This window comes from Shewanella sp. SM20, assembly GCF_025654545.1.
Lineage (GTDB): Bacteria > Pseudomonadota > Gammaproteobacteria > Enterobacterales > Shewanellaceae > Shewanella > Shewanella oncorhynchi.
Map to the genome: position 1 here is coordinate 72383 of NZ_JAKKRK010000019.1, position 11561 is coordinate 83943.

The window sequence follows — 11561 nt, forward strand, 5'->3', positions numbered from 1 at the left end:
GGATTTGTAGGTTAACTTTATGGCTACATTTAGTTTTTTACAATCAGTTAGGCTAAATTAGTCGGATATACCATGCCTTATGATGCTATTTTAGTCTCAAAGTCCAAACTGCGGCATGAAATTCAAGATACACCTTAATACTGACTTATTTTTGCTGGGATCCTATGCAGCCTCTATTGATGATTTTAGCCGCACAACTACTGATTGCCAGCGGTAACCTATTGGTTAAGTTGCTTGAAACCAATGCGCCTGTTTTTCAACTGGTACTCTACAGGCAATTATTTGCCACCCTGCTTGTACTGCCTTTTGTGTGGCACTTACAGGGTAATCTTAAACTGAGTCCTTTTTACAAAGTGCATCTCGCCCGCGCGCTATTGATTGGACTGGGCAACGCCATTTTTATGCTCGCTATTCTGCATCTTCCGCTCGCAACAGTAACAGCGGTGATTTATACCTCACCCTTGTTACTGCTAGTACTATCGGCCATTTTTTTAAATGAACGAATTGGTTATCGACGCACAGTCGCAGGTCTTATCGGCTTTAGCGGTATTTTACTTATCAGTCAACCAACAGAATTTAACCTGTATATAGGTTTAGCCTTTTTCGGTGCCATGACATCAGCGTTGAATAGTTTGATTTTAAAGGCCTATTCGACCCATGAACATCCTTTTTCCATGCTCTTTTGGTCTAATGCCTTTGCGATGATATTTCTGATACCTGCGACCTTATACGAAGGCGCCGAATTTAGTTTACCAGTGGCGCAAGTGGGGCTGACTTTGGGACTATTTTACATTGCCATGACTTATCTCATCATCCATGCCTATCGACGTGCCGATGCGAGCCAAATGGCACCAGTAGAATATACAGGATTGATTTTTGCAGCCTTGTTAGGCTGGTGGATACTCGATGAAGAACTCAGCCTAGTGATTTTAATCGGTATTGGATTGGTCATTTTCTCATCCATATTGCCAAGCTACAGTGAGCTAAAGGCAAAATGGAAAAGCCGGCGAAGTTAACCTCGGCCGACTCTTTAATTCGACATCACGATCGCAATATAGCTAAATCAATATGCCTTGTGCTTAGAAACGGAATTTACCGCCAATATACACACCATCTTCGAAAGTAAAATTGCGGGCATCATCGTATTCGAAGGCAATCTTGCGGTAACCAACATAAAGTGCCATGTTTGGCGTTATACGGTATTGCACTTTTGAATCCAATTCATAATGACCATCAACATTGCCAAATGACAATACAGACGGTGCATAGTAAGCCGCAGCGTGCAGTGAAATATTGGGCCCCATTGATAGTGCATAACGACCACCAACAGAAACGGCACTGCCATTGGGTGAATAGTCAGACCAAAGCTGGCTTAACTGAGCACCGACCTCAAAGTGATGCACACCCGCATCATGGGTCATGTGCATTGCACCTTGAGCGATATGGCCGCCTTCATCCGCATAGATATAACCCAAAACTGCGTTAGTATCTTTGTTCAATTGCAGTTCTAACTCAGTTGAAACCACATCGTTGTTCAACCCAAGATTAAATTCTGACGCATTCACTTGCAGCGCTGCTGCACTCAATAATAAGACACTTGCTACTCTGAACTTAGCCATAAAAAAACACCTCAATAATGACTGTGGGTAATAGCCGCGGATCATACCGAATAAATAAAGAAAATCAGCCTATTTGCGTATAAAGAGGGATTATTTGCGAGGAATATACAAATGTAAAACAAGATAAAAACACATTAAGATCTAAGTCTTTTCACTTACAACACAATTAGACCGATGGGGTACGATCGCCAACTAAAGACTGCATTATCGCTTCAGCATCGACATTAACGCTTAAAGCTAAGTAATACCAACCCACAGTATTTCCCGTGCCACGGATACTCAAATAATTACGCCAAAACTGAAAACCAGCCTTCAATAAATTAGCTTGACTCGACGTGTTCTCGGCGCGAATAGTCGCATACAAAATCGACATTCCTAGGGCCTTTGCCACCTCAATCCGTTTATGAGTTAACCCTTGTGCTATGCCTTGACGTCGATAATGGGGCGATACCACCAGATAACCCAATTCACCGACAGTGCCTTTATCGACAGTGCCTTTACCGGCTTTTATCGCGGCGCAACCGACAATCTCACCCTCGATAGTTTTCGCTAAGATCACCGCACGGGAATCGAAAAAGACCTGATGCTCCAACGGATGAGCATTATCATCACGCCCATCAATTAATTGTGCCGCCAGCGCTAATTCTTCCGGCTTTTTACCTATAACAAACTGAATGTTATTCATATCCAGATTAAACCGTTAATGTTCCCAACATACGGTGAATGCACACCAAATTGCCGTGCATTCATCTTCCAAACTCACCCAAGAACCTACGCTACAGATATAACAACGTCGCCATACCTAAGAAAGTAAAGAAACCCACCACATCGGTCACAGTCGTTAAGATCACTGAACCCGATAACGCCGCATCTTGATTAAACTTCTGCAACACCATAGGCACTATCACCCCAGCAATAGCGGCAACGGCCATATTAATCAATATCGCACAGCCAATCACTATACCTATCGTCGCTTCACCGAACCACCAGCCAGAGACTAAACCTATCACTATCGCCCACAAAAATCCGTTAACTATGCCAATGCCGAGTTCGTTTTTCATTAGCGAAAACAAGTTACCCGCCGAAATCTGTCCCATGGCCATGCCACGGATCATTAGCGTTAGAGACTGGCTCCCCGCGATACCGCCCATAGAAGCGACAATCGGCATCAACACAGCTAATGCAACCACTTGCGATAGGACATTTTCAAATAAACCAATGGTCGCTGAGGCAAGGAAAGCCGTCAGTAAATTGATCCCAAGCCATACTGCACGGCGCTGAGCACCTTTCATAATAGGGGCGAACAAGTCGTCGGATTCATCCATACCCGCTGTTGCCATCAACTGCGCCTCATAATGCTCACGCACTAATGCCGTTGCGGTTCGTAGCGTCACTCGGCCGATTAACTCTCCGGACTCATCAATCACAGGCAATTCAATTTCGCGGCTGTGCTCTATCGCTTCGGCCGCTTCCAAAAGACTCGTATCGGCGGATAACGCACGGCAGTCCTCAGACAAAAGTGAAATCAATAACTCATCGGGATTATGTTTAAAAATATCATAACGACGAACAGTACCTTGATACTTATCCAGATCATCAACGATAAACAAATTGTCGTTACAATCGAGCTCTATACGGCGAAAGAAGCGCTGCGCTTGAGCAACTGTTGCCTTATCACTGAGCACCAACATTTGATGATCGGTATAACGCCCGATTTCATTCTCAGAGTACTGATCGTAGAGTTCGAATCGTTGTCGCTGACGCTCCCCCATCTGGGCCAAAGCGCGATCGGTAAAACTTTCAGGGAGATAATCACTCCACTCAATTAAATCTTCAGGGCTTAATTGCGCAAATAACAGATCCACTTCATTGTCAGGCATCCGCTTCAGGATCCCCATACGTGGATCGGCACGCATTAGGCTCAGCACAGTCACTCTGTCAGCAAATTCAACTTGCTGCCAACGCTCATAACGCTCATCCAAGGGCAAGGACTCAAGCGCTAAGGCTATGGTTCCAGGTTCTGAGTCATTCAGAATTTCACTAAACACTTCAGCCTGTTCTTCGCCTTCAACTTCAGTGAGTTGTTGAACTACTTGCCCCACATCCGCTTGCATGTTTGTTTCGTATTCTGCGTCATTTTCTATCACACAGATGCCCTTTTCTTTAGCCACAAAATTGCTGTAACTATATTGATAATTAAGTAAATTAGCAAACCCACAAAATAAATTGCGCGCAATTATATTGCTGAAAATTATTTTAAGGTTTATGCTGTTTGGCTAAGATCCTACGGAGGTGAACATGACTACGAATATATACAGCCAATCAGCAACAGACATTCAAGGCAACACGGTAAGCTTAGAGCAGTATCGGGGCAAAGTACTCTTAATCGTCAACACCGCCAGTGAATGTGGATTTACACCGCAATACAAAGGATTAGAAGCGCTATATCAAAAATACAAAGATCAAGGATTAGTGATTTTGGGCTTTCCTTGCAATCAATTTGGCGCCCAAGAAAAAGCCGATGAACAAGGCATTCAAGCCTTTTGTGAATTGAATTTTGGCGTGACGTTTCCGCTATTTTCTAAAATAGAAGTGAATGGCGAACATACGCATCCACTTTATCAATACCTTAAGAAAGCCGCTCCCGGCGTATTAGGCACTCAAGGTATTAAATGGAATTTCACTAAATTTTTAGTTAATCGCCAAGGCGAAGCAATCGAAAGATTTGCATCAACGACCAAACCCGAAGCATTAGAAAGTAAAATTGCTGCTTTGCTAAAATAATTTAATCACTATCTATTTGAAATCTTGCAATTTATAAAAATTTAGATTTATTTTAATTTTTTATGGAACTTTAACCGTACAAGGCCCCTCAAATGTATTGAACAGTGAATGTCTTTTTCATGTTCATCATCTCCCTGGGGCTTCTAGCGCAGTCCCCTTGACCTAGGAATAGGTCATTAGGCAACCATTAGGTTGCCTTTTTTTATCCCTTTATTTTATATGTAATATAAATGTAACAACTAAGTGTGGGCACTCAATATCTCTCAAAAACTTTTTTTGTCTTTTTTCTGATATCGGTGAACTTAATTAAAAATGGCGACTCTGAGTATAGGTAAGGATTAACGGATAAGATTAAATGCACCTTGAGAATGAAATATGTGAAGTCGCAGTTTCATGCACTCAAATGACACAGTTTCTGTTTTATCGCATTGAGTCGAATTGGTTGGTCGTTCATCATCATCTCCCTTTTGGGACGCAATAGAAAACACGCTAGCGCACTGAATTCTATTTGTATCCCGCACTGATTTCCTTGTGGCAACCTTAGGTTGCCATTTTTTTTACTCAAATTTCAACAAGCGCTAACGCTAGCTTATAGATTAATAAACTGACACGCGTTTAATTTTTTATCCCCATGATTTTAATGTAGAAAAAATGTAACACTTAAGTGTGAGTACTCAGTATTCCCCAGAAAAATGTCCCATAAAATCTTTTTTAAACTTTTTGGGATTTTTTTCTGATATCAGTGAACTTAATTAAAAATGGTGACTCTGAGTATAGGTAAGGATTAACAGATAAGATTAAATGCACCTTGAGAATGAAATATGTGAAGTCGCAGTTTCATACCCTCAAATGACACAGTTTCTGTTTTATCGCATTGAGTCGAATTGGTTGGTCGTTCATCATCATCTCCCTTTTGGGACACAATAGAAAACACGCTAGCGCATTGAATTCTATTTGTATCCCGCACTGATTTCTTTGTGGCAACCCATAGGTTGCCATTTTTTTTACCTAAATTTCTATAAGCTGAGTGATTTGTCCAATTGAACTTGAATCGAAGGATGATAGCCTGCACGAGCCTTTGTATAGATGTCTTTTAATTCAGAGTGATATCCCGCAATTTGTAACTCAGCATAGAGTGGCCGCACAAATTTACCGCGTCCAATACGCACTAAATAGGCACTTAATGCCGGCAACACAGGATCATAATGATTACGAATAGCGACTCGAAACCAATCACAGGCAATTTCTGCATTAGTCGATTGGGTTAATTGGAAGGTTTCATCCAGATCCATCAATTGAACTTGACTAACGACTTCAGGTAATTGGGTCAGAAAATATTGCCAATGGTGCACTCGCCAATCTTTAACACTTAATCTGCCCGCTGCTGTTCCCTGTAGAAAACACGCCAGCGCATCATCGACTTTATCTAAACTCATGGATGTTGGTCCGCAATAGCCCTTAGGTAAGCCTTCACCATAAATCCACGTTAATAGTTCAGCTTCAGTGATTTTATCTGCATGTAATTGCAGTAAAGTTTGTTTTGCGTACTCGACAAACACTTCAGTGGTAATGGCTTTAAACGCAAAATGATTCACATAAGTGAGTAAAAATTTATCAAATTCTACTCGCCCTAGCCTACGCTCTAAATCATGGACAAACATCGAAGCCTTATCATAAGTAAAACGATTAAAGGCAAGATTAGGATCGTCCTGCTGCACATTAGCGGGTAAAGTTTGCTTACCCGTAGGCAAAGACGCTATTTCTTCTTTTAAGCGACCAAACTCTATCACCCATTCTAATTCTGCCTGTTCTTTGCCGTAGACAGCCTCGACAATACGGTTAGTAAAATAGGTCGTGAAACCTTCGTTTAACCAGAGATCACGCCAAGTCGCATTACTGACCAGATTACCCGTCCAAGAATGCGCTAACTCATGGGCAACGGTTGACACTAAACTTTTATCACCAGCAATGAGCGTGGGCGTTAAAAAGGCTAAACGCGGATTTTCCATTCCACCGAATGGGAAACTCGGCGGCAAGATAATCATGTCATAGCGGCCCCATACGTAAGGACCTAACAATGACTCGGCAACGTCGAGCATATGTTCAGTATCTTCAAACTCTTTTGCGGCGGCCGCTAGCATGCTCGGCTCGGTATACACGCCGCATCTTGGACCTATCGCTTGAAAGGCAATATCACCCACAGCCAACGCCATTAAATGGGTCGGAATAGGCTGTTCCATCTCAAAGTGAAACACACCATTAAGTGGCGTATCGGGATGATTCATCGCACTCATAACGGCGCGCATGCCTTTGGGCACTTGCACCTTAGCATCAAAAGTGATCCGCGCCTTAGGCGTATCTTGTAATGGGATCCAACTGCGGGCATTGATCGGTTGCGATTGACTAAAGAGGTAAGGTAACTGTTTACCCGCGGTTTGCTCAGGCGCTAGCCACTGTAATCCTTGGGCGGACGGCGAGGTTTGATAGTGAATACAAACCTGCTTGCAAAGAAATGCAGGTAAAGTGATACACAATTTTTGCCCGAGGATGGGGTCAGCTTCATTAAGCACAAAGTCGAGCGGTGCTTCATCCATTTCTGTTAATGCATTCACCCCCTCTGTAGCATTAAAGCAAGTCACAGCAAGTATGGTTAGATCTCGACTATCAAGCCAAAGCTCTGTTACATCACACTCAAGAAAATCCAAGGACAGCGTCGCTTTAGCGAAAAGACGCTGCGCGTCAAAATCCACCATGACATCCAAAGAGACATGGGTCACTTGTACTTGTTCGGTATTCGCAAAAGAATGGTAATCTCGGGTTAAATCCCAAGGGGCTACATCAGCTAATGTACTCTTAGTTGGTTGCAACACTGTCGCCTCGATATTCAGTTTTGAGCGGTATGTTCTAAATAGTGAGTTATGAGTTACCTTGCTGTGGTGACGGGCTTGATAACTTATCACTAATCATTGGAAGGTATTATCGACTGCAAATTTACTCAGAGGCAAATCGTAACTGAGCTTTAAAGATCCTTAGGAACAAGTTTTTTGTAACAGTTCATCTTTAGGTGTAGGTACCGAGTTTGCAATAAGTTGTCCCTAGCTTGCTGGATTTATCGGTAGCCACAGTAGAAGCAGCTAAAATTGAGACGTGCAAACTTAGCAAAAATCGAGTCAGCCTCTTTTTATAAAAACAAAATGCAAAATTATTTAAAATATTTCGCACTTTCCCTGAACTAATTTGATGATGCTGAGTCAGATATTATGAACCGAATCTTTGTAATGAGTTTCTTCGTTCATCATCATTCTCCTTTAGATGGTTTCTAGCGCGACCGTCCCAAGATTCCGAATTGGAATTTACAGCAACCTACTTAGGTTGCTTTTTTTATGTCTTTAATTTGGTCTAAACCTGACATCATTACACATTTAAAACCACAAAAACAAAAAGGACCTCCTAAGAGGTCCTTGATTAACAAGCCGTTTGGCTTACAAGCGAATACCTACTTGCTCTAAATCTTTAGCAACTACGCTATTAGGCACTGGCACATAACCGTCTTTTTCTACCACTTGCTGACCTTGCTTAGACAACACATAACGCAGGAATTCTTTTTCCATTGGTGCTAAGTCTTTGTTTGGTTGCTTGTTCACGTAAACGTATAAGTAACGTGATAGTGGGTAAGTACCATTAGCCGCGTTTTCAGCTGTAGCTTCGATAAACTCATTGCCTTTCTTAGCGATGGCAACAGCTTTAACACCTGCAGTTTTGTAACCGATACCTGAGTAGCCAATCGCATTCAGAGATTGAGAAACAGATTGCACAACAGAAGCTGAACCAGGTTGCTCGTTTACGTTAGCTTTAAAGTCACCTTTACAAAGCGCGTGCTCTTTAAAGTAACCGTAAGTGCCCGATACTGAGTTGCGACCGTAAAGTTGAACGTCTTTGGCAGACCAGTTACCGTCTAAGCCTAAATCGCCCCAACGTTGGATGTCACTGCTACCACATTTGTGAGTTGAAGAAAAAATGCCATCAACTTGCTCAACGCTTAAGCCTTTGATTGGGTTATCTTTGTGCACGAATACGGCTAAAGCATCGATAGCTACACGAATCGCAGTTGGCTTATAACCAAAATGCTTTTCGAACGCTTCAACTTCATTAGGCTTCATCTTACGGCTCATAGGACCGAACTGTGAAGTGCCTTCAGTCAACGCTGGTGGCGCAGTAGAAGAACCCGCCGCTTGGATCTGAATGTTGACGTTAGGGTACATTTGTTTAAATTCTTCTGCCCAAAGTGTCATCATGTTGGCTAAGGTATCTGACCCTACAGATGATAAGTTGCCAGATACACCGCTCGCTTTTTCATAAGTAGGCAAAGATGGATCAATCGATGCCATCGCAGTGGCAGAGAATACACCAGCGGCTGTTAGAGTAATCGCGCCGACAAGCTTTTTCAGTTTCATTATGTGCTCCAGTAGTAAGCTAACTAATTTGTAACTTAAGTTTCTTCAGACGCAGCCAGTATCAATCGCTACAATGACAATTCTATGTCCGTGATATGACACTTAAATGACAATGCACTATTTATCGCTTTTTTCTGTCATTAAATAAAGACTCAATAAACCTAGAAACAAAAACAGGCCCTAATGGCCTGTTTTTATTATTTATTGTAAATATTTCACTCACACATACTATTTCTTACGTTCGATAAGATGCAAAGGGATAATAAAGCTAAAAGTACTGCCTTTACCGACTTCACTGCTGATTTTAAGCTTACTGTGATGGTGGTTAAGCGCATGTTTTACTATCGCTAAACCTAAACCACTACCACCGGTTTGCCTTGAGCGCGCACTGTCTACCCGATAAAAGCGTTCCGTTAATCGACCAATATGCTGAGCCGCAATACCTTCACCCGTATCCGTTACGCTAAAGATGGCACCCGTAGCCACACTGCACCACTGCACTGTAATTTTCCCGCCAGGTTCTGTGTAACGAATCGCATTAGAAATCAAGTTAGAACAGGCACTTCTCAGCTGTAATTCATTGCCGTGAGAATCAAGTCCAGGCTCACAATAGAAACTCAATTCATACTTATCTTGTGCCAGCGCCTTAGCTTCCTCCTTGAGCACCTCCATCAACTGCGTCATATTCACAGTGTTTTCGAGGTTAATATCAGCCGCATCTTCAATTCGCGATAACATCAATAGCTGTTCGACCATAGATTGCATTCGTCGTGTCTGCTGCTGCATCAATGCTAACGGCTTGACGTTCATCGAATCAGGCTCAGCCATGCTTTGCATCATTTCGAGGTAACCCTGTAGCACAGTGAGCGGCGTTTTTAATTCATGCGACACATTGGCGACAAACTCTTTTCGCATTCCCTCAAGCTGACGTATACGAGTGATATCCCGCGCAATTAACAGTAGCTGCCGGTCACCGTAAGCCATGATACGGATTTCAAGCAAACGCCTATCCGATACTGGCGAAGATAACTCCAACGGCTCTTTGTATTGTGCGGATTTAATGTAAGCAGAAAAATCAGGATGACGGATTAAATTATCGATTCGTTGACCATTATCCTGTGGCCACACAAAACCGAGAATGAGTTGCGCTAACTTGTTACACCATAAAATATTATGCTCTGAATCAAGCACGACAGCGGCATCGGGTAACGCCTCAGCACCTTGACGAAATCGTGCCAGCAGTGCGGCCAGTTGACCGACACGCCGACGATTCTTCCCTTGAAGGCGATAAATACCGTTAAATACACCTTCCCAGCTCCCACTGCCCTGCGGCGGCGTGAGTTTCCTATCCCGCCATAACCAAAAGTTAAGCCGTGATAATTGTCGGTAATGCCAGCAAACTAACCCTAGCGTGCCGATAAAGAGTATCCAGAGAAGTTTCCCTACCAATAAACCTATTAGCGCGCAAAGCAGTAGATATAAACCTAAGCGCGTAAACAACCGATACCCTGAATAAGAGTCAGACATAAATAAACCCAAACATCAGGCTAAATAAGAGGAGCACAAGATAGCGTAAAAGCTAACTTGTGCCTAACAGTTATTCAGCACTAAATGCGTGTAGAGAAACGATAACCAGCGCCACGAACCGTTTGGATCAAGCGGTCATGACCAGACTCTTCAACGGCTTTACGAAGGCGTCTGATATGCACGTCAACGGTTCTGTCTTCAACATACACATTGGTGCCCCACACATTATCGAGCAGCTGTTCACGGCTGTAAACACGCTCAGGATGGGTCATAAAAAAGTGTAATAAACGAAATTCGGTTGGGCCCATATCTAATACAGTTTCACCCACACTCACCCTGTGACTCACAGGATCGAGCATTAAGCCCTGTACATCAATGGTTTCTTCTAAACGAGTCGGTGCACTACGACGCAATACAGCTTTAATACGTGCGACCAGCTCTTTAGGGGAAAAAGGTTTAGTGATGTAATCATCGGCGCCAACTTCGAGGCCTTTGACTTTATCTTCCTCTTCACCGCGGGCGGTTAACATAATGATCGGAATTTGGCGCGTAAACTCATCTTGCTTTAAGCGTTTCGCCAATTGAATACCACTTCCGCCAGGAAACATCCAATCCAATAAAATCAGATCGGGGTAAGGCTCCTTTAGCAGCGCAATGGCCGAATCAAAATCTTCCGCCGCAGAGGTGGTAAACCCATGCTGTTCCATTACAAAAGTCAGCATCTCGCGGATGGCCAACTCGTCTTCTACTATCAATATCCTTGCAGTCATAAGTGATTTTCTGTCAGTGAATGTCAACACGGCTATTATTAGTCATTTTTATTACAGATTTATGAATAAGCACGCCGCTTGAGCCATATAGTAGTAATATTTGTCATAATAAGTTTATATAACTGTTTGTTTATAGCAATAAAAAAGGAGGCTATATGCCTAATGCCGTTCACTTAAGAGTGAACGGCATTTTTCTTTGGTCTAACCGGAAACTTGTTTTTGCTCATTTTAAGAACTCGTGGATATGCCCTTTCCCGTTTACCATCCAGCTTAAATTGCCGTGCATTTCGTTCTATATCCAATACGTCTCTCGGGACATTCCCCGGTGTTTGTGATGGCAGTTGTGTCAACTTGAAGATGATATAACTCGCCGCATCCCGAAAACTCAGTTGATTGGGGTGGACCGA

9 protein-coding genes and 1 pseudogene are annotated in these 11561 nt (G+C 42.8%); 2 read left to right on the forward strand and 8 right to left on the reverse strand.

Features of this window, described 5'->3' with window-relative positions; translation table 11 throughout:
* Positions 1 to 164: 164 nt before the first annotated feature.
* Positions 165 to 1016: a DMT family transporter gene (locus L5M18_RS09940; protein WP_105249758.1), complete on the forward strand. Its 852-nt coding sequence runs from the start codon at positions 165 to 167 to the stop codon at positions 1014 to 1016.
* 63 nt (positions 1017 to 1079) lie between these two features.
* Here L5M18_RS09940 and L5M18_RS09945 read toward each other — a convergent pair whose 3' ends face one another.
* The 3 genes from L5M18_RS09945 to L5M18_RS09955 form a co-directional block, all read right to left on the reverse strand.
* Positions 1080 to 1619, reverse strand: coding sequence for a YfaZ family outer membrane protein (locus L5M18_RS09945; protein WP_028760670.1), 540 nt, complete (start codon positions 1617 to 1619; stop codon positions 1080 to 1082).
* A 166-nt stretch (positions 1620 to 1785) separates the two neighbouring features.
* Positions 1786 to 2304 carry a GNAT family N-acetyltransferase gene (locus L5M18_RS09950; RefSeq protein ID WP_263196788.1) on the reverse strand — a complete coding sequence of 173 codons (519 nt, stop codon included), beginning with the start codon at positions 2302 to 2304 and terminating at the stop codon, positions 1786 to 1788.
* A gap of 91 nt (positions 2305 to 2395) precedes the next feature.
* The gene (locus tag L5M18_RS09955; RefSeq protein WP_028760672.1) at positions 2396 to 3766 is read right to left on the reverse strand and encodes a magnesium transporter; all 1371 of its coding nucleotides are present in this window, start codon (positions 3764 to 3766) and stop codon (positions 2396 to 2398) included.
* Positions 3767 to 3917: 151 nt separating this feature from the next.
* Here L5M18_RS09955 and L5M18_RS09960 point away from each other — a divergent pair, with 151 nt between their 5' ends.
* Complete coding sequence (locus tag L5M18_RS09960; RefSeq protein WP_263196789.1) at positions 3918 to 4403, forward strand: glutathione peroxidase; 486 nt, start codon at positions 3918 to 3920, stop codon at positions 4401 to 4403.
* Positions 4404 to 5419: 1016 nt separating this feature from the next.
* Here L5M18_RS09960 and L5M18_RS09965 read toward each other — a convergent pair.
* From L5M18_RS09965 to L5M18_RS09985, 5 genes and pseudogenes are all read right to left on the reverse strand, one after another.
* Positions 5420 to 7273 (reverse strand): M1 family metallopeptidase, encoded by a 1854-nt coding sequence (locus L5M18_RS09965; RefSeq protein ID WP_263196790.1) that lies wholly within the window; start codon positions 7271 to 7273, stop codon positions 5420 to 5422.
* A 612-nt stretch (positions 7274 to 7885) separates the two neighbouring features.
* Positions 7886 to 8857 (reverse strand): PstS family phosphate ABC transporter substrate-binding protein, encoded by a 972-nt coding sequence (locus tag L5M18_RS09970; RefSeq protein WP_113941039.1) that lies wholly within the window; start codon positions 8855 to 8857, stop codon positions 7886 to 7888.
* A gap of 228 nt (positions 8858 to 9085) precedes the next feature.
* Entirely contained in the window at positions 9086 to 10384 is a 1299-nt protein-coding gene (phoR, locus tag L5M18_RS09975; RefSeq protein WP_263196792.1) for a phosphate regulon sensor histidine kinase PhoR, read from the reverse strand.
* An 80-nt stretch (positions 10385 to 10464) separates the two neighbouring features.
* Positions 10465 to 11154, reverse strand: a complete 690-nt coding sequence (gene phoB, locus L5M18_RS09980) for a phosphate regulon transcriptional regulator PhoB (protein WP_006085167.1) — start codon at positions 11152 to 11154, stop codon at positions 10465 to 10467.
* A 173-nt stretch (positions 11155 to 11327) separates the two neighbouring features.
* Positions 11328 to 11561 (reverse strand): annotated as a pseudogene (locus L5M18_RS09985) (IS4 family transposase); the annotation flags it as partial.